The following is an 18,116-nucleotide window of genomic DNA, read 5'->3' on the forward strand; positions in this document are numbered from 1 at the left end:
AATGTTAGTATTGCTTTTTGTCTTGGTGTGTGCATTAACCATATAGATCAGATTTTCCCTAAATGATTTTGTATGCTTAAACACGAGGACAAATTTCATTTGTCTTTAATGAATGTTTTCCCTGGAATTACCAGGAATCCGCAGATAGACTGACACTCTGTCTTTAGCAGATTCTTAAGAAAACTTAAGAGTGTTCTCTACCTTCTTATACGTGAGACAATGACTGCCACCCTGAAAGAATTTTTAGAAGCTTGCAACACTCTCTTGACGTTGCGTTTAATCGTGACTAGCAGCGCTGCTGTTTTGGAAGTACGGGGAACAATCCAAAAGCTTTTCTATGCAGATTTGCCTAAAGGCAAGTATGCCAATATGCACGCAGATTTATTCGAGTTTCACCTGAATATGGATGCCATCAAGCGGGTGAAATTTGAAACAGGTGAAGCAAAAAGAGGGAACTTTACTACCTACGCGATTCGCTTTTTAGATGAGAAAGAGGAAACAGCATTGAGTGCGTTTCTACAGTGGGGCAAACCGGGAGAATACGAACCGGGGCAAGTAGAAGCATGGGAGGCACTAAGAGAAAAATACGGAGAAATTTGGGAACCAGCACCACTTGATGCTGTTTAAAAGTTAGCTAATGGCTAATTGTTTGTTGCCATTCGCCATTAGCTAACGATAAATTTAACCTGACAATTAAATCTGCTCTACCGTGATATTACGAGTCTTTTGGAGTTGCTTCCTAGTTCTGGTGTTGCTGCTGTGGGGGGGCGAGGCACAGGCGGGAGTCTTAGCTGAACGTTTGGCACATTCCCACTGGGAAGGTAAGCCACCTGTCGCTGCTGCTGAGGGCGATTTAGTTTATCCTGACTGGATGGTAGGCACCTGGAAGGTCACGAGTACGTTAGTAGATTTAGTGGCACCCTTAGCACCAGAGATTCTAACACCAGGTTTTGAAAGTAATCGTCGCTATCTTAACCAACCTGTAAGTTTCTATGTGCGATTTAAACCAATTATTCACACCAGTGAAGGATTGTCAAGATTTTTTTTAAATCCCAAAAATAGCTTTAAAATTCCTCAAGTGGTTGCAGACCGGGCATTCAATGGGTTGAATATTGGTAGGGCATATTTGGGCGATCGCGCTATTCTATCAGTCAAAGTTGATCCCCATTCTCCCAATCGTCAGATTACCTCGTTGAGAGGCAATCGCCAGCTTGTCTCAATTGTCACTGGTTGCGGCACCGAGAGACCAGCGCCCGATAAATTCATTGCCACAGAACTTCAAGAGCAAATCTTTCGCGGCATACCCAGCCCTTATTTCAACACGGTTGAAACGACAACAGCTTATCATCGGCTTGAGTCATCTATTGAAGCCGATCAGGTGACAGCTGTTTATCTTTCACCTCAAGACGCTGATTATTTTAAAGCTCTTGAGCGACCAGTAGCACTTTACCGCTATCGGCTGGAATTAGAAAAGTCTCCCTGACGGTTGTATAGCGGTTCTAGTTTTTTGGCGGTAGGGACATGGCAATGCCATGCCCCACAAAATAGTGAGAACCCCTAAACTGCCCTAACAAAATAAAAAACCGTGGGAGTTGAGGTTCCACGGTTCTGAAGGAGTCTTATCTTAAAGTCATCATATAGGCACCAATTTCTAGAACAGTGCTGGTAACATTTTTTGAAACCAACTCGAATTGCGTGCAGTTAATTGCTCCCAATCCCTTCCTGGTCAATCTCGATCACATCTGCTCTACATACCGCTTCAACTCCCGCGCCATCCGCTTGATCCCCTGCTGTTCATCTTCCCGAATGAAGGGCAAAAACACCTTCGTCAGCAGCCCTGAGAAATTGTCCCGGTGAACGTATTTAGTCCGCCCAACACCAATCTCTTGCAACTCGAAAATATACTCATTCTGAAAACCGGGAATAGAAGAAACCCAAGCCAAGCACGTCCCAGACTGTACTAAAGTAACCGTAGGCTGAAACTCTGTCTCCTCCTCACCTGGATACCGCCGCAAAGAGAGGAAAACTTCTTGCCCCTGCTTAAATGGCGCATTAGGGTCTAAGTCAAATAAGAAGGTGTTCCATTTATGCCACTGCTGTTTTTGGAATAAAACTTGCCAAACTTTAGCTTTTGGAGCATTGATTTCAATTTCGGCATAGAAACTCGCCATGTCGTAGCAGCTGATCAGGTGGTGTAAGCGGGTACAATTGCAAATTTGTAGCTCCTTTAGGCTAGGAGCGAGTAAATTTTGGATGATTAGGGAATGGTGAAGAGGAAGACTCTTAACCATTCCAAATTCCTGAATCTAAAATCCCACATTCTCAATCCAAACTCTAAAATCTCAAATCTAAAATTCTTAACTCAATGGTAGAACTAACACCCAACTCTAGTTTCAGTTTAACGATTCGCCTCCAGATTCCCAACCGCGCTGGGATGTTAGCAAGTGTAACCGGAGCGATCGCGTCTGTCGGCGGTAACTTAGACCAGATTAGTTTGGTTGAACGCACCCGTCAGACGGTGACTCGCGAAATCACTGTCGATGCTGCCAGTACAGAACACGCTGAAAAGATTGTACAAGCGATTAAGCAGCTGTCAGATATCAAATTGATCGATGTCTACGATCGCACCTTCAATTTACATCGCAGCGGCAAAATTACAATCGAAAGCAAAATTCCCCTCAAAAGTCAAGGGGATTTAGCGATGGCTTATACTCCCGGTGTGGGACGTATTTGTATGGCGATCGCGCGAGACCCGGAACAAGTCCACACCTTAACTATTAAGCAAAACACCGTTGCCATTGTCACCGATGGTAGTGCTGTCCTGGGATTGGGTAACTTGGGTGCCGCCGCCTCCTTACCAGTGATGGAAGGCAAAGCGATGCTGTTTAAAGAATTTGCCGGAATTGATGCCTTTCCTATCTGCCTGAATACCCAAGATACAGATCAAATTGTGGAAACTGTCAAGAACATCGCCCCAGTTTTTGGCGGGATCAACTTAGAAGATATTGCCGCGCCGCGATGTTTCGAGATTGAAGCGCGGCTGCGGCAAGAATTAGATATTCCTGTGTTTCACGACGATCAACACGGGACAGCAATTGTCAGTCTGGCGGCTTTGATCAACGCCCTGAAATTGGTAAAAAAATCCTTTGAGGATGTGCGTATTGTAATTAATGGTGCGGGTGCTGCTGGGGTAGCGATCGCACGTCTTTTACAAAAAGCTGGTGCCAAGTCAATCTGGATGTGCGACTCCAAAGGCATTATCTCCACCAACCGCCCTGACTTGACACCAGAAAAGCGAGAATTTGCCATAGAATCTAGCGGTAACTTGGCAGATGCCATGAAACAAGCAGATATCTTCTTAGGTGTCAGCGCTCCCGGTGTTGTGTCGCCGGAAATGGTACGCTCAATGGCAAAAGATCCGATTGTCATGGCGATGGCTAATCCCATCCCGGAAATTCAGCCGGAATTAATCGCCGACGATGTGGCTGTCATGGCAACGGGACGCAGCGACTACCCGAATCAAATCAACAACGTTTTAGCCTTTCCAGGTGTCTTCCGGGGTGCTTTAGATTGTCGCGCCTCTACGATTACCACCACTATGTATTTAGAAGCCGCCAATGCGATCGCTTCCCTAGTCAAACCCTCCGACCTAGACCGGGAACACATCATCCCTTCCGTGTTTGACAAGCGGGTAGCCAGTGCCGTTGCTGGTGCTGTGCAAGCCGCCGCCCGATCTGAAGGGATCGCCCGCCGATAAGGGAAAAGGGGAGCAGGAGAGTCAGCAGATAACTCCTCTCCTCAGCATTCTTCAGTCCTCAGCCCTTTGTGGTTCAATCCACAGATAGACCTTCTGCAATGCAGAGATTGGAACAATAAGAGGAAATAGTGCTTTTTCGCCAAAAAAATAATGACCTTTAGTTTCTTTGACATTTTCTGGGTTATTTTAGCTGTATCCTCCTTCCTACCTGTATTGCAAAAACGCCAAGTTGCATCTCGACGAGTTCAATCCTTAAGAGAATTTGAGCGATCGCGTCGCAGCCGCGTGATTTTGCTAATTCACCGTCAAGAATCTATTAGTTTCTTAGGAATTCCTATATCTAGCTACATCAGCATCGAAGATTCAGAACAGGTACTGCGGGCAATTCGCCTCACCCCTCCCGAAGTTCCCATCGACCTAATTTTGCATACCCCAGGCGGCTTAGTGCTGGCAACAGAACAGATTGCCAGAGCGTTAATTCGTCACCCAGCGAAAGTCACCGTCTTTGTACCCCACTACGCTATGAGCGGCGGCACCATGTTAGCCTTAGCATCCGATGAAATCATCATGGATGCCAACGCCGTCTTAGGGCCAGTCGATCCCCAACTGGGAAATATGGCAGCTGCCAGTATTCTCAAGGTCATTGAACAGAAGCCGATTAGCGAAGTTGACGACCAAACGATCATCATGGCAGACCTATCACGCAAAGCCATCGATCAGGTGCAACGGTTTGTCCGCACCCTCCTCAAAGACGCTATTCCTCAACCAAAGATTGCTCCTGAAAACATCGAAAAAATTGTGGAAGCCCTCACCACTGGCCGCGTCACCCATGACTATCCCATTACAGTAGAGGAAGCCACGGAACTCGGTCTGCCAATTACGGTGGGGCTGCCAATGTCAATCTATAACTTAATGGAGTTGTACCCACAGCCGCAGGGCGGCCGTCCAAGCGTACAGTATATTCCCATGCCCTACGAAGGTGCGCCTGCTTTACCTGTCCCTAAAGGAAGACCACTGCCTGAAGATCCTCGGTCATAAAGATTTATCTTGCTGATGGCGAGGGACTGGGGCTAGGACTTGGCGCTGGCGAAGGAGTAGCCCCTGGTGTCGGTGAGGGACTAGGACTTGGAGCTGGTGAAGGAGTGGTATCCCTTGGTATTGGCGTAGCTCTTGGCAGGGGTGTTGGGGTTGCCGTTGGTGATGGCGTTGGTGATGGCGTTGGTGATGGCGTTGGTGATGGCGTAGCTCTTGGGGTTGGCGTTGGTGATGGTGATGGCGTAGCTGTTGGTGATGGCGTAGCTGTTGGCGTTGGTGCTTGGTCAACAGTTCCTAAGATTCTTTTTGCTTCCAAGTCGAGTCTCTGACGGACTGGTAACGTAGCGATGCCAGTTACAGGCAAATTAAACTGTCTCTGAAATTGCCTGATAGCTTCTTCGGTTCGCGGGCCATAAAACTGCGTCCGGGGCAAAAGGGGATTTGGCTTAACAACTAGGTTCAAGTTTGCCTGGAGAATTCTGACTAAATCAGCAGCCAAATTCTGCGTTCTCTCACCAGCTAGGCCATCAACTGGTGTAATTTTGTATCCCTGCTGAAATTCGCGGATAGCCCTGGTACTGGCTTCATCCGTAAGGTTATCTCCCAGAGTGACGTTATACCCGAAGCCGCGCAATACTGAGCGCATTTCAAGTGGCGTATAGTCGCGGCTTCTGTCGGCTAAAGCGAATTCGTAACTAACTAAGCTGGCTGTTATGCCGAGGGCAACGGCAGCCAAAGGCATTCCAAATCTACCCCACATACTTCAAACTCCTCACTCACTGAATTAAACGCGATCGCGAATTAAATAGTTACAGTTTAAGCCCAATTGGGAATCCTGACGCTAACCTTTGGTGAGTTGACAAATTTTTGGGTATTATTTGGTCTAAATTCTAGGAATGGTAATTGCGATCGCAATTAGCTCCCCGCTGTCGCGCCTATCCAATTTTCCGGGTCTATTTCGCTCCTCTTCAGCCTAAATCGTCAATCATGGATGAAGGATAAAGTGTGATAAGTCTATCAGTCGCAAGCGTCGCAACCCCACCTTCAACCTCCTTTATCCTTCATCCCTACCATGACCCCTCAAAAAATAGCAAATAGGCCCAAATCCCGCCGTCATCTGTGGTATGAACGTGTGATGGCACTTTTAGCCCTGGCTAACTTGGGCTTGGTCGCGTTTGATTTGAGCTATGTCCCCTTACGCGATTTCTACCTGCGCGAGTTCCGCAGCCTCACCCAAGTCTATGACCCAATCAAAGCTATTGAACCCCATCGAGAAACGCAGCGGTATCTGGAAACGGTAGAAAATCTCAAAGTGGAACTGCAAAAACCTACAGGGTTGCAGTCGCCAAGGGTCGAAACCTTGTTACAGGAACTACGCGATCGCAGCGTGGAAATGATTGAGACTAATCCATTTCAAGAAGCAAACAAAACAGGAACTCTCGAAAAAATCAAAAATCGGATGCGGCGGCGAATTGGCAACGACTCCGCCAAACAATCTTTCATAACTTTCTGGAGTTTACCCTACTTATCACAGGACTGGGAAAAAGAAATTGCGTTTTATAACCAAGAAATCCAGCCCTTAGTAGCAACCAATTATTTTCGTCAGATAGGAGAAACAGGTTATTTTGTTGACTATTTTTGGCTGATTGATATTTGGTTTATCATCCCGTTTGCCATTGAATTTTTGGCTCGTACCTACTACATTCACCGCACTCGCATCGGTTTAACTTGGATAGAAGCAATGCTGTGGCGGTGGTATGACATTTTTATGCTATTACCTTTTTGGCGGTTACTGCGTGTCATTACAGTTGCACTTCGCCTACACCAAGCCAAATTGTTAAACCTGGAACCAGTAAGGCTGCAAGTTAACCGAGGACTGGCGGCAAACTTTGCAGAAGAACTAGCAGAAGTTATCGTTATCCGGGTAATTAACCAGGTGCAAAGTTCCATTCGCCGGGGAGAACTTAGACGGTTGATTGCCAACAAAGAAGCTCGTCCATACATTGACATCAATAATGTTAATGAAGTGGAAGCGATCGCTACTTTATTAATGAAAATAACCGTTTATCAAGTCCTCCCAAAAATCCAGCCGGATTTGGAAGCAATTTTAAAACACAATATAGACAAAATTCTCCAGTCTTCCCCAGCTTATAGAGGACTCCAGCAGGTGCCAGGATTGGGTACGCTCCCCGCGCAAATAACTGAGAACCTGGTTAGAGAAATCTCCCAAGCAGCCTACCAAACCCTCACTTCCTCCCTGGAAGACGACCCGGTTGGCTCAGAACTCTCCAAACAGTTGATGGAACACTTCACCCAAGCCTTGGGATCGGAAGTGCAAAGACAGCAGACAATACAGAAGATTCAATCTTTACTTATCGATATGTTAGAAGAAATCAAACTCAACTACGTTCAGAACTTGTCCGAGGGAGATTTGGAACAAGTATTAGAAGAAAAAAGAGCTATCAGTCAAATTGTCAAGCGTTGATTAGGGAGTAGGGATTCGGGGGTTCACAGGCGAGACACCTGTGCGGCGGACTAGGGAAGAAGGGAACAGAAGAATTTTTTTTGTTGCCTTTTACATGATTGCCCTTTTCCTGACTCGCCACCAGAGTACAGCTTGCGTTAAAATCAACGTAGGGACGAATCCAACCGGATTCGTTGCAAGACTTCTTGGAATATAGTGTTCGCAGGAAGTGGGGCGGCACCCACTTTTTTTTGTTGGAGTTTTACAACCCTAATAGGGATTGGAACCTCCGCCCCGCATAAATTCTACAATGTACGGATAGGTCTAATGACTCATCCTCTGATTCCACAAATTATTGATTTAGCGACACCAGTAGCAGAAGACTTGGGCTTGGAGGTAGTAGGGGCGGTTTTTCACACCAACCAACGCCCGCCAGTGCTGCGAGTGGACATCCGGAACTGCGACACCGACACGGGACTAGATGACTGCGAACGGATGAGTAAGTCTTTGGAAGCTGCTTTAGATGCAGCCAATATCATCCCTGATGCGTATGTATTGGAGATTTCCAGCCCTGGGATTTCGCGCCAGCTGACCACGGATCGAGAGTTTATATCCTTCAAGGGATTTCCCGCGATCATCAAAACCTCCGAACCTTATGAAGGGCAGAAAGAATGGAGGGGACAACTAATTGGTCGCGATGAGAGCAGTATTTACCTCAACCAAAAGGGTCGGGCGATCGCTATTCCCCGCCAGCTGGTGAGCCGCGTACAGCTGGATGAAAAACGCTAATTGAAGGATTGCTAACTGCTAATAGCTAATGGCTAATTGTTCGCAAGCTAGGAACCATTAGCTATTAGCTATTAGCCAATGACAAATATTACTTTTGGAGGTTTTTTTTATGTCAATGGTTAGTCTGCGTGGACTTAAAGAGCTAATCGACAAAATTAGTACAGAGCGCAATTTACCCAAAAGTGCCGTGCAATCAGCCCTCAGAGAAGCCCTTCTTAAGGGCTACGAGCGCTATCGTCGCACCCAGAACCTCGACAAGCGGCACTTTGATGAAGAGTATTTTGAAAACTTTGAAGTCGAACTCGACACAGAAGAGGAAGGCTTCCGCGTCTTGGCTACCAAGACCATTGTGGAAGAAGTGACAAACTCGGATCATGAAATTGCCCTAGAACAAGTTCAGGAAGTAGCTCCAGAGGCGGCTCTAGGTGACACCGTGGTTCTGGACGTCACACCAGAACAAACCGAATTTGGTCGCATGGCGGCAATTCAAACCAAACAAGTGTTATCGCAAAAACTGCGAGATCAGCAGCGCAAACTCGTTGCTGAAGAGTTCCAAGAACTGGAAGGAACCGTCTTACAGGCGCGAGTGCTGAGATTTGAGCGGCAATCTGTAATTATGGCGGTCAATAGTGGGTTTGGTCAGTCAGAAGTGGAAGCCGACTTACCGAAGCGGGAACAGCTGCCCAACGACAATTACCGCGCCAATGCTACCTTCAAAGTATTTCTAAAAAAGGTACGGGAAGGCCCAGCGCGTGGCCCTCAGTTACTGGTTTCTAGAGCCGCCGCAGGGTTAGTAGTTTATCTATTTGCCAACGAAGTACCAGAAATTGAGGATGAAGTGGTGCGGATTGTGGCAGTAGCGAGAGAAGCCAATCCTCCCTCTCGTCATGTAGGCCCCCGCACCAAAATCGCCGTTGATACTTTGGAGCGCGATGTAGACCCCGTGGGAGCCTGTATTGGCGCTAGAGGATCGCGGATTCAAGTGGTAGTAAATGAATTGCGGGGCGAAAAAATAGATGTGATCCGCTGGTCGCCTGACCCATCTACCTACATTTCTAATGCTCTTTCGCCCGCACGAGTCGATGAGGTGCGCCTTGTAAACCCAGATGCTCGTCAGGCTCATGTTTTGGTGGCGGAGGATCAACTAAGTTTGGCGATAGGTAAAGAAGGTCAGAATGTCCGTCTAGCAGCGCGATTAACAGGTTGGAAAATCGATATTAAAGACATTGCCAAGTACGACTACGAAGCCGAAGCCCGGAATATAGCGGCTGCTGCTGCTCAACGACAAGCCGAAGAGGAAGCTCTCTCCGCTTTGGCAGACGACGATGAGGAGTTTGAAGAATTTGAAACTCCTGCTTCACAACATGATTGGCAGGACGACCTGGACGAGGAAGATGAGGTAGATGAAGTTAATCAGGCGCAGACAACGGAAGTTTAGATTTGAGATTTAATCTAAAATCTCAAATCTAAACTGTTGCCTCGATATGAAACCAAACTATCGGCGTTGCGTAAGTTGCCGCCAGGTAGCGCTAAAGTCAGACTTTTGGCGCGTTGTAAGACTCTACCCGTCGGGGAAGTTACAATTAGATCAGGGGATGGGACGTTCCGCCTATATTTGTCCCCAGGAAAGTTGTTTGGTAGCGGCTCGAAAAAAAAATAAACTGGGGCGAAGTCTCAAAGCACCTGTTTCAGAAGAACTCTACCAAACCCTGTGGCAGCGTCTGACCGCTAGCCAACACGAGCGAAGTCTCCTGTTGGTTAGCGAAACCAGCAGCCAAGAGCCGCCTATCGTCCCAGGCCCATAACACCCATCCGAATAAGATATCGTAAGGAAATAAGCCTGCAAAAAAGAAATGTGACCCAAGTTGTTAAAAATTTGTGCAAGATTAGAAAAAAAGCAGTTAACTAAAATAGGCAGATAGCTTGTTTGTGGTAAGCAGAGTAAAAATTTCTTGTACATGATTACGAGAAGCAAAAGACAACAGTCTGGCGCTTCCGTTCTTTACACAGCACGCAAATGATCAACAAGTTGTGGTTTAAGCGTATGGTTATGGTCTGAAAACTGGTAGGATTCGAGGGGAAAGACTGGATGAACAACGGCAAAGTCAGAATTTACGAATTATCACGGGAATTGGATTTGGAAAATAAGGATATTCTAGGAATTTGCGATCGGCTCGATATAGCAGTCAAAAGTCACAGCAGCACAATAACAGAATCGGAGGCAGAGCGTATTCGTTCGGCGGCAGAGAAACAACACGCCTCCCGTCCGAAGAGCGCGTTACGTCCGCCGGGGGAACGCAGAACTTCGCCGCCAGTATCTCAAGCTGTGCGACCAAGGCTGGAACACAAGCCGCAAATCTTGGAGATTCGTCAGCATAAAGCAGGTTCGGGTTCTAACCCACAACAGTCGGGAGAGCAAGTGGCTATCCCTCCCCAACCACCAGTTAGACAGCAGTCGCCGTCACCAATGAAGCCGACAACCCTCAATAAACCGGTGCGTCTCAGCGAACGGGATAATACCCCAACTGTAGAAGAAACGCAAGTAGAGTCTCAAGTAGAACTACAAGAAGAGCCTCAAGTAGAAGCAGTACAACCAGAGAGAAACGTTCTACCAGAGGAAAATGCCCCTGAACCTCAAGTCGTTGAAAAACGACCCGAACTTGTTGAACCTCCAGCAAGGCAAACAGCGCAGCGTCCAGGGCAAACAGTTGAACGGCCTGTATTGAAACGGGCCAATAAGGTTGACAACAATGCACCTCCTGCGGAGCCAGTAGCGAAACCACAAACAGGCGGGCCAAGCAGTGGGTCGCCAGTACGGCATAGTGCGCCGACTCCCCGATCAGCAGGAAAACCAGAGCGCTCTGCGCCCGTAGCCCCGCCAGTTCCACAACTGCACTCGCCACCGCAAAGACCAGGGCGGAATCTGTCCCCGATTGGCAGAAAATCTTCTGGAGGCGTTGAAGCACAAGAAGATTTAGTGACAGGACGCTCTAAGGGGCTTCGGGACAACGACGATGGTTTGGGATCGGCAGATACACCAGAAGAACTGTTATTAAGAAAACCAACTCCGCCCCGTTTGGTCAGCAAGCGGAAGGCTGCGTGGGAGGAAGAGGAAGAGGAAAGCCCAGAAGCAGCGAAGGCGAAGGCAGCAGCCAAAACCAAGCAGCGTCGCAATCAAATTGTCTTGGATGACGAAGATGATCTTGACGAAGTGGAAGGTTTGCCAGCTGCACTTCAGGTAAGTCTTTCAGTGGCGCGTCCTCCGAAGCAGCAAAAAGCTCGTCCAGCAGGGCCAGTAGTGGCAGCTCCAGCAGCGGCCACCAAAGTTGGCACTCGCAAAGGTTCAAGCTCACGCGATACCCAAAATGATAATCGCCGTCGGGAAGCAGCCAAACCAGAACGTCCCGAAAAACTGGTATTGAGTGGCAGTTTGACCGTAAGAGAACTAGCTACGGCTCTGGGAGTGGCAGAAACCGAGATTATCAAAACTCTGTTCTTCAAAGGCTTTGCGATCAACATTACCCAAACCCTGGATATCCCCACCGTCACAATGGTGGCGAATGAGCTGGGTGTGGAAGTGGAGACGCAAGAAGAACAAGCTGCGGCTACGAAAGTAACGGTAATGGTGACCGAGGAAGACGTGGATCACCTGCAACGCCGTCCGCCAGTCGTGACAATTATGGGTCACGTAGACCACGGTAAAACAACCTTACTCGATTCGATCCGCAAAACCAAGGTGGCTCAGGGAGAAGCCGGGGGAATTACCCAGCATATCGGTGCTTACCATGTGGATGTGGATTATGAAGGTCAACATCAGCAAGTTGTGTTCCTCGATACTCCTGGTCACCAAGCCTTTACGGCAATGCGGGCGCGGGGTACGCGAGTTACAGACATCGCTGTGCTGGTGGTTGCCGCTGATGATGGTGTTCAACCCCAGACGATAGAAGCCATCAGCCACGCGAAAGCAGCTGAAGTGCCAATTGTAGTGGCGATCAACAAAGTTGATAAGCCGGATTCCCAGATAGACCGCGTGAAGCAGGAGCTAACCCAATACGGTCTGCAACCTGAAGAATGGGGCGGCGATATCATTATGGTTCCGGTAAGCGCCATTAAAGGGGAAAACCTGGATACGCTACTGGAAATGATTCTGCTACAGGCGGAAGTTTTAGAACTATCCGCTAACCCAGACCGCCCAGCTAAAGGTACGGTGATTGAAGCAAATCTGGATAAATCAAGAGGTCCAGTTGCTACCTTCCTGGTACAAAATGGTACGTTGCGAGTAGGCGATGTCCTGGTAGTTGGCTCGGTACTGGGCAAAGTACGGGCAATGATCGATGACCGGGGAGATCGGGTGAGTGCCGCGACACCATCTTTCGCAGTGGAAGTGTTGGGCTTAAGCGACGTTCCAGCTGCTGGTGATGAATTCGAGGTCTACCCGAACGAAAAAGAAGCTCGCGCGATCGCTAACACCAGAGCCGACGAGCAACGCCAGTCACGCCTACAACAGGTGATGGCATCCCGCCGAGTTACCCTGGATTCCCTCTCAGCTCAGGCTCAAGAAGGCGAACTCAAGGAACTCAACTTGCTTCTCAAGGCAGACGTTCAAGGCTCCGTAGAAGCGATTCTGGGCGCACTCGGACAGTTGCCGCAAAATGAAGTGCAAGTTCGGGTGCTGTTAGCCGCTCCTGGGGAAGTTACTGAGACAGACGTTGACTTAGCTGCTGCCAGTGGCGCTGTGATTGTTGGGTTTAATACCACTCTTGCCAGTGGAGCTCGACAAGCTGCTGACGAGGCAGGTGTCGATGTGCGCGAATACAACATCATCTATAAACTGTTGGATGATATTCAAGGCGCAATGGAAGGTCTGCTGGAACCAGAGCAGGTCGAAGAACCCCTCGGAAGCGTGGAAGTTCGCGCTGTCTTCCCAGTCGGTCGCGGCGCTGTCGCTGGTTGCTACGTACTGTCCGGCAAAGTAGTTCGTAATTGCCGAGTGCGGGTGCGCCGCAACTCTCAAGTGGTGCACGAAGGCGTTCTGGATTCCCTCAAGCGGATGAAGGAAGATGCCAGGGAAGTCAACGCTGGCTACGAATGCGGTGTCGGTGTCGATCGTTTCAACGACTGGAAGGAAGGCGACATTATCGAAGCCTACCAGATGGTAAGCAAGCGCCGGACTCTATCGCCCAATTAGTTTTGAGTTTTGAGTTTTGAATTAAAAACATATTTAACTCAAAACTCAAAATTCAGGACTCAAAACTCTTTTATGCGCTCTTTTTGGTCAGAACCGTTTTTGTGGATTCATCTTGCTGGATTGGCAGCAGTTCCTATTTGCTTGGAAGCGTGCTGCCTATTCCTAGCTGTTGGCGATCCTGTGTCACCAGGGTGGCTGGAAATGTCTTTAGTGGCGGTTGTCGGCATTGCACCAGTATTCTGGATGCAGTGGAGCCGCCCTTTTTCCATTTTCAGCATCCTGGCAGTAGCGATGAAGCCAGAGCAATTGACAGATGAGCAACGATGCCTTTTGTCGCAATTCAAAACTCTAGGGAACAAGTTTATCGCTGGCGCAGCAGCCGTTTTCATGCTGGGGCTATTGTGGCTCCTGTACCAGACGGCACCCTTAGTGGCAAGCAAAGCAGCGTTTCTTCCCCAGTGGCGACTGGCGGGACTGCTAGCGGCGACACTAGCATTTCTGGCAGGCAATTTGTTTTTGCAGGTTAGCTTGAGCGTGGCGCGAGTTCTGTTCATCAGCGAAGCAGCGTTTTGGGGAACGCCACCTTATCCCCTAGAACGCATTTGTCAGGAGTTCACAATTCCGGGATTACAGGTAAATCAAATATTGCCAGCAGAAATCTCGCAAGCATCTGCTAAAATGCCAGCTGAGCTGGAATCAGCAAAGAGGGAACCAGTGTCTTCTGACTAAGAATACAAGCCTTTAGTCTACCTAGCCAATCATGGATAGTTTAAATTGAGATGTGCTTAAAAGCACAATCTAATTTGCGATTTAGGCTATCCTGGGAATAGATGGACAAATTCATTAAATAGCGGTTAGCTGATTTTAGATATTAAACGAGTGATATTAGATTTTCAAGTGAGTTTTAACTCTAAATCTAATATTTAGAATTTAAAATAAAAAATAGAATTGCTTTCATATATAAGCTGAAAACTCATTATTACTATAAAAGGTGCGTATGGTCATTTTCTCGGCTTCACAAAAAAGCGAATTTTCCGGCGATACCCAAATTTGGGAAAGCCTCAAACAAGCGATCGCATCCAGTTCCGGATTCCAGCGTTGGGAGCTGGAACGCCCTATGGATAAAGAACAACTTCAAGACGTGGGTATCGATTATCGGGTTCGCCGCTACTTGCGGGAAACATTAGAAACTTTGGCTTATTAGTCAGTTATCTAATGGCTAATAGTTAATAAAGACGGTCTTTTGTAAGAGTGGCTCCCCCAATGGTAAATTGGGGGAGCCACTCTTAGTTGCACATTGGGTCAATTAGCTATTAACCATTAGCTGCTACTTGATTAAATCGCCCAAATTCGGCAAGCCCTCTGCCAGTCGCCGGACTTGCTTGTAGACATCGGCAAGGCGATCACCCTCCACATGAACTTCTGGGGTAGGGTAATTTTGCAGCACTTCAATCAAAGTAATCTTATTATTTGGTAGAGCCGAACTCATCAAAGCTCCCCGCAAAGCCTGCACGTTGGCACCGCTACCAGTATGAATTACATCAGAGACTTGAGTCAGTGCAATTTCTCCTAGAGGGTTATTCAGCACCTTGTCTAAAAACAGAGCATTCACCTTTATTTCTTGCGTCAGCACCTTTCTTAATTCTTCAGGGTTTTTTCCAGCCATAGCTAGATAAGCACGCAACGCCGGCGAAAGTTCCCCAGTTTCCACAAAAGTTGTGAGTTCGGGAACCGATATTGATTCTCTGAGAATGCTGTATTTTAGCACCACCGATTCGGCAGCATCCGCAGGAGTGGCAAAGAGCCAAACCCCTGCAACAGCAGCTAAACAAACGAGACGCATTGACAGCAATAGATAGCGCATAGGGAACCAAAAAATCTTGTTCTACTTTGACGATACTCTGTAGCGATAAGTTGCAACCTCTGGCGCAAGAAACAATGGCGAACTATACCACAGGGACATCGCACAAACAGGGAATGCGATCGCATCCGTATTCAATTTTAAAAAAAAATATCCCTCAGCGAGTCCCTAAATCGTAAAGTAAGAAAGCACACAAAAAGCATCAATCGTATGATCTACAAGGGTTCTCATCGGAATTCCTCTCAGCTTAAGAGCGTCAATTTACGTCACAGCAAGGTAGGCACCGTCATCGGGACATCCCTGTTTAGCGCTTTGTTGCTTTGGTCTGGCGGGGTAATGGCATTTCCTGCTACTGCCCTTATAGAGCCATCAACATCCATAGCGCAAGTTCCCGCAGGCGCAACCGTCGTCTATGTCAACCAATCCACAGGTAACGATAGTACCAGTGCTGGTAGCCAAACTACACCCTATCGCACCATTTCCTATGCCCTCCAGCAAGCCTCATCTGGCACAGTCGTTCAGCTGGCACCTGGTTCCTACACCGCTGATACAGGGGAAGTCTTCCCCCTCGTCGTCAAAAAAGGTGTGATTTTGCGCGGCGATCCTGCGACCAAAGGACAGACAGTAGCAATTATTGGCGGTGGTGGCTACAACAGTCCCACTTTTTCCGGTCAGAATATTACAATGCGCGCAGACAACGACGCGGAAGTTGCAGGATTAACTATCACTAACCCTAATCCGAGAGGAACTGGGCTGTGGATTGAATCTAGTAATGCAAAAGTGAGTAATAACACCTTTTCCAACAGCAGGCGGGAGGGGGTTCTCGTCACGGGTACTGCTAATCCCAAGATTGAAGCAAACGTCTTTACCAGGAACGAGGGAAATGGTCTTTCTGTTGCCAAGACAGCGACAGGCGAGATCCGCAACAATCTGTTTCAGGAGACTGGTAGTGGTATTGTGGTCACTGAGACGGCATCACCTTTGATCGTAGAAAACCGCATCATCCAAAACGTTGATGGGGTGGTTGCCTCTAACTCAGCGGCTCCTGTGCTGCGTAGTAACATAATTGAGGCAAATACGAGCTATGGAGTGGTGGCAACCGGGACTGCACAACCTAATCTAGGTACTGCTGACAGTCCGGGGCAAAATCGCATACGTAATAACACCAGGTTTGATGTTGCGAACATTACCCGTACCAATACGATACTGGCAGTTGGCAACGATATTGATGCTAAGAAGATTTCTGGCCGCGTAGACTTTGTAGCAACATCAGTTCCAGGCGGTGGCTTTGCTGATATTCAAGGTAACTGGGCGCAAGCATATATTCAAGCCTTGGTAGCTAAAGATATTATTGCTGGTTTCCCAGATGGCACTTTCCGCCCTAACCAACCTGTGACACGCGCTCAGTTTGCGGCTATTATCAATAAGGCATTTGCCCCAACACAAACACAGTCGGCTATTAATTTTACCGACGTTAGCCGGAATTATTGGGCTTATCAGGCTATCCAAACAGCTTCTCAGGGCGGTTTTCTATCGGGGTATCCGGGTCCTGTATTTCGACCGGAACAGCGTATCCCCAGAGTTCAGGTTTTGGTTTCTCTAGCGAGTGGTCTGAAGCTGCGCTCTGATAATACTAATGTGTTGTCGGTGTTTAGCGATCGCTCTCAAATTCCGACTTGGGCAAGCACTGCGATCGCAGGGGCGACTCAACAACAGTTGGTAGTAAATTATCCTACCCTAGCTCAGCTTAATCCTAGTCGCGATGCTACCCGCGCTGAAGTGGCGGCATTTGTCTATCAGGCGCTAGTTAATGCTGGCAAGGCTGAGGCTATTGCTTCACCTTATCTAGTCCAGGCTCCTTAAGATGCTGAAAGCGCCAGTTTTCCTAATGCTGGATGCTGGCGCTCTACATTAAATGAGTGTTATAATATAATTTACCTATCAGCAATTAGCTGAAAAGTAAATGCGGGTGTAGTTCAGTGGTAGAACGTCAGCTTCCCATGCTGAATGTCGTCGGTTCGAGTCCGATCACCCGCTTTTGTATATGCGATCGCCTTTTGCTTCATGAGTGCGATCGCTCATTCATTCCCTCCCAACTTTTCCTGTAAAGCTTGCCACGCCTCAATCTGTTGCTGTAACTGCTGTTCGGGCGATCGCATGAAAGCCTCCTGAGTGCGATCACGCCTGACACGATAACCTCTCCAACCAGAAGATACAATAAAATCGACCATCGCCAGAGGTGAACGCGATGCCCCCACTACTTGACAAAACAACCGATCAACGCATTGTCCATCATGGAACTTGGGAACAGTTCAAGTTCATCCAGAAGGGCTTTGATGGTTCTCCTGGGATGCGGCTGTTTTACTATGACGAGACGATCGAGATTCTTATGCCAGGACAAGACCACGAAGCCTTTGCTCGCGTCATTTTTTACTTAGTGACTACCTTTCTGGTTGAACAGGGAATCTTCTTCAAGCCTACAGGAGCAATGACTCAGGAAAAAGAAGGCGTTGTCTCGGTTCAGGCGGACGAGTCATACTGCATTGGGAGTGTGAAGGCGATTCCCGATTTGTCGATTGAAGTGGTTTTTACCAGTGGAGGCATTAGCAAGTTAGAACGCTACAAAGCTTTGGGTGTATTAGAAGTTTGGTTTTGGGAAGATGGATCGCTTAAGCTGTATCATCTTCAAGACGGTAGTTATGAACCCATCGATCGCAGCCAGCTACCCGGACTCAATGACCTGGATCTTGATTTATTGAAACGCTGCATCTTGATGGCGGAGACTGACGCTGGAGAAGCGATTAGAGCGTTCCGTCGAGAGATTTAGGGCGATACAAAGTCAGGACTTTTAGCAGAGGCGCTTCTCATAAGGATTCGAGAAACTACCACGACCTCCGATGAGAGGGCGACTAGTGGTCTGTCAACAAGGAATTGACGGATATAACCGCTTCAATTTAATCCGGGCATCTTCGGTCGTAAATCGCCAATCTACAGGAGAAGAATTTTGATTTCGGCGTTGTTC

The 18,116-nt window shown here is 47.9% G+C and carries 17 protein-coding genes and 1 tRNA gene; 14 read left to right on the forward strand and 4 right to left on the reverse strand.

Going from position 1 to position 18,116, the window contains the following annotated elements:
• The first annotated feature begins 219 nt into the window (after positions 1-219).
• Positions 220-627, forward strand: a complete 408-nt coding sequence (locus tag NDI42_RS23320) for a ChuX/HutX family heme-like substrate-binding protein (protein WP_190451756.1) — start codon at positions 220-222, stop codon at positions 625-627.
• A gap of 121 nt (positions 628-748) precedes the next feature.
• Positions 749-1,483 carry a DUF6816 family protein gene (locus tag NDI42_RS23325; RefSeq protein ID WP_313930712.1) on the forward strand — a complete coding sequence of 245 codons (735 nt, stop codon included), beginning with the start codon at positions 749-751 and terminating at the stop codon, positions 1,481-1,483.
• Positions 1,484-1,736: 253 nt separating this feature from the next.
• On the opposite strand, the gene NDI42_RS23330 is transcribed toward NDI42_RS23325, so the two are convergent.
• The gene (locus NDI42_RS23330; protein ID WP_242017497.1) at positions 1,737-2,291 is read right to left on the reverse strand and encodes an SRPBCC domain-containing protein; all 555 of its coding nucleotides are present in this window, start codon (positions 2,289-2,291) and stop codon (positions 1,737-1,739) included.
• A 74-nt stretch (positions 2,292-2,365) separates the two neighbouring features.
• Here NDI42_RS23330 and NDI42_RS23335 point away from each other — a divergent pair, with 74 nt between their 5' ends.
• Positions 2,366-3,757, forward strand: coding sequence for an NAD-dependent malic enzyme (locus tag NDI42_RS23335; RefSeq protein WP_190451757.1), 1,392 nt, complete (start codon positions 2,366-2,368; stop codon positions 3,755-3,757).
• A gap of 150 nt (positions 3,758-3,907) precedes the next feature.
• Positions 3,908-4,795 carry an SDH family Clp fold serine proteinase gene (locus NDI42_RS23340; RefSeq protein ID WP_190451760.1) on the forward strand — a complete coding sequence of 296 codons (888 nt, stop codon included), beginning with the start codon at positions 3,908-3,910 and terminating at the stop codon, positions 4,793-4,795.
• Positions 4,796-4,799: 4 nt separating this feature from the next.
• Here NDI42_RS23340 and NDI42_RS23345 read toward each other — a convergent pair whose 3' ends face one another.
• On the reverse strand, positions 4,800-5,552 hold the full coding sequence (locus tag NDI42_RS23345; RefSeq protein WP_190451762.1) for a peptidoglycan-binding domain-containing protein: 753 nt from the start codon (positions 5,550-5,552) through the stop codon (positions 4,800-4,802).
• Between the two features lie 312 nt (positions 5,553-5,864).
• On the opposite strand from NDI42_RS23345, the gene NDI42_RS23350 reads away from it, so the two are divergent.
• The 7 genes from NDI42_RS23350 to NDI42_RS23380 all read left to right on the forward strand — a co-directional run bounded on the left by NDI42_RS23350 (position 5,865) and on the right by NDI42_RS23380 (position 14,437).
• The gene (locus NDI42_RS23350; protein WP_199310988.1) at positions 5,865-7,277 is read left to right on the forward strand and encodes a hypothetical protein; all 1,413 of its coding nucleotides are present in this window, start codon (positions 5,865-5,867) and stop codon (positions 7,275-7,277) included.
• Positions 7,278-7,583: 306 nt separating this feature from the next.
• Positions 7,584-8,045, forward strand: a complete 462-nt coding sequence (gene rimP, locus NDI42_RS23355) for a ribosome maturation factor RimP (protein ID WP_190451765.1) — start codon at positions 7,584-7,586, stop codon at positions 8,043-8,045.
• Between the two features lie 109 nt (positions 8,046-8,154).
• Positions 8,155-9,483: a transcription termination factor NusA gene (nusA, locus tag NDI42_RS23360; RefSeq protein ID WP_190451766.1), complete on the forward strand. Its 1,329-nt coding sequence runs from the start codon at positions 8,155-8,157 to the stop codon at positions 9,481-9,483.
• Positions 9,484-9,529: 46 nt separating this feature from the next.
• A complete protein-coding gene (locus NDI42_RS23365) occupies positions 9,530-9,850 on the forward strand; it encodes a YlxR family protein (RefSeq protein WP_190426410.1) in 321 nt (106 codons plus the stop codon).
• Between the two features lie 284 nt (positions 9,851-10,134).
• Positions 10,135-13,233, forward strand: coding sequence for a translation initiation factor IF-2 (gene infB / locus NDI42_RS23370; RefSeq protein WP_190451767.1), 3,099 nt, complete (start codon positions 10,135-10,137; stop codon positions 13,231-13,233).
• A gap of 72 nt (positions 13,234-13,305) precedes the next feature.
• A complete protein-coding gene (locus NDI42_RS23375) occupies positions 13,306-13,962 on the forward strand; it encodes a low-complexity tail membrane protein (RefSeq protein ID WP_190451768.1) in 657 nt (218 codons plus the stop codon).
• A gap of 268 nt (positions 13,963-14,230) precedes the next feature.
• On the forward strand, positions 14,231-14,437 hold the full coding sequence (locus NDI42_RS23380; protein ID WP_190426417.1) for a hypothetical protein: 207 nt from the start codon (positions 14,231-14,233) through the stop codon (positions 14,435-14,437).
• 123 nt (positions 14,438-14,560) lie between these two features.
• On the opposite strand, the gene NDI42_RS23385 is transcribed toward NDI42_RS23380, so the two are convergent.
• Entirely contained in the window at positions 14,561-15,097 is a 537-nt protein-coding gene (locus tag NDI42_RS23385) for an alpha/beta hydrolase (RefSeq protein ID WP_190451769.1), read from the reverse strand.
• A gap of 207 nt (positions 15,098-15,304) precedes the next feature.
• Here NDI42_RS23385 and NDI42_RS23390 point away from each other — a divergent pair, with 207 nt between their 5' ends.
• Together NDI42_RS23390 and NDI42_RS23395 are read left to right on the forward strand one after the other, a co-directional pair.
• Positions 15,305-16,957 (forward strand): DUF1565 domain-containing protein, encoded by a 1,653-nt coding sequence (locus NDI42_RS23390; protein WP_190451770.1) that lies wholly within the window; start codon positions 15,305-15,307, stop codon positions 16,955-16,957.
• A gap of 102 nt (positions 16,958-17,059) precedes the next feature.
• Positions 17,060-17,131 (forward strand) — tRNA-Gly (locus tag NDI42_RS23395).
• Positions 17,132-17,172: 41 nt separating this feature from the next.
• On the opposite strand, the gene NDI42_RS23400 is transcribed toward NDI42_RS23395, so the two are convergent.
• Entirely contained in the window at positions 17,173-17,325 is a 153-nt protein-coding gene (locus tag NDI42_RS23400) for a hypothetical protein (RefSeq protein ID WP_190451771.1), read from the reverse strand.
• A 17-nt stretch (positions 17,326-17,342) separates the two neighbouring features.
• Between NDI42_RS23400 and NDI42_RS23405 the strand changes: the two genes are divergently transcribed.
• Complete coding sequence (locus tag NDI42_RS23405) at positions 17,343-17,921, forward strand: Uma2 family endonuclease (protein ID WP_190451772.1); 579 nt, start codon at positions 17,343-17,345, stop codon at positions 17,919-17,921.
• Positions 17,922-18,116 lie beyond the last annotated feature (195 nt).

This window comes from Funiculus sociatus GB2-C1, from assembly GCF_039962115.1.
Lineage (GTDB): Bacteria > Cyanobacteriota > Cyanobacteriia > Cyanobacteriales > FACHB-T130 > Funiculus > Funiculus sociatus.

Excerpts from the sequence above, each read along its gene's own strand:
- NDI42_RS23320 (WP_190451756.1), top strand. The coding sequence starts at position 220 with ATGACTGCCACCCTGAAAGAATTTTTAGAAGCTTGCAACACTCTCTTG.
- NDI42_RS23330 (WP_242017497.1), bottom strand. The coding sequence starts at position 2,291 with ATGGTTAAGAGTCTTCCTCTTCACCATTCCCTAATCATCCAAAATTTA.
- NDI42_RS23335 (WP_190451757.1), top strand. The coding sequence starts at position 2,366 with ATGGTAGAACTAACACCCAACTCTAGTTTCAGTTTAACGATTCGCCTC.
- NDI42_RS23340 (WP_190451760.1), top strand. The coding sequence starts at position 3,908 with ATGACCTTTAGTTTCTTTGACATTTTCTGGGTTATTTTAGCTGTATCC.
- NDI42_RS23345 (WP_190451762.1), bottom strand. The coding sequence starts at position 5,552 with ATGTGGGGTAGATTTGGAATGCCTTTGGCTGCCGTTGCCCTCGGCATA.
- NDI42_RS23350 (WP_199310988.1), top strand. The coding sequence starts at position 5,865 with ATGACCCCTCAAAAAATAGCAAATAGGCCCAAATCCCGCCGTCATCTG.
- rimP (WP_190451765.1), top strand. The coding sequence starts at position 7,584 with ATGACTCATCCTCTGATTCCACAAATTATTGATTTAGCGACACCAGTA.
- nusA (WP_190451766.1), top strand. The coding sequence starts at position 8,155 with ATGTCAATGGTTAGTCTGCGTGGACTTAAAGAGCTAATCGACAAAATT.
- NDI42_RS23365 (WP_190426410.1), top strand. The coding sequence starts at position 9,530 with ATGAAACCAAACTATCGGCGTTGCGTAAGTTGCCGCCAGGTAGCGCTA.
- infB (WP_190451767.1), top strand. The coding sequence starts at position 10,135 with ATGAACAACGGCAAAGTCAGAATTTACGAATTATCACGGGAATTGGAT.
- NDI42_RS23375 (WP_190451768.1), top strand. The coding sequence starts at position 13,306 with ATGCGCTCTTTTTGGTCAGAACCGTTTTTGTGGATTCATCTTGCTGGA.
- NDI42_RS23380 (WP_190426417.1), top strand. The coding sequence starts at position 14,231 with ATGGTCATTTTCTCGGCTTCACAAAAAAGCGAATTTTCCGGCGATACC.
- NDI42_RS23385 (WP_190451769.1), bottom strand. The coding sequence starts at position 15,097 with ATGCGCTATCTATTGCTGTCAATGCGTCTCGTTTGTTTAGCTGCTGTT.
- NDI42_RS23390 (WP_190451770.1), top strand. The coding sequence starts at position 15,305 with ATGATCTACAAGGGTTCTCATCGGAATTCCTCTCAGCTTAAGAGCGTC.
- NDI42_RS23400 (WP_190451771.1), bottom strand. The coding sequence starts at position 17,325 with ATGGTCGATTTTATTGTATCTTCTGGTTGGAGAGGTTATCGTGTCAGG.
- NDI42_RS23405 (WP_190451772.1), top strand. The coding sequence starts at position 17,343 with ATGCCCCCACTACTTGACAAAACAACCGATCAACGCATTGTCCATCAT.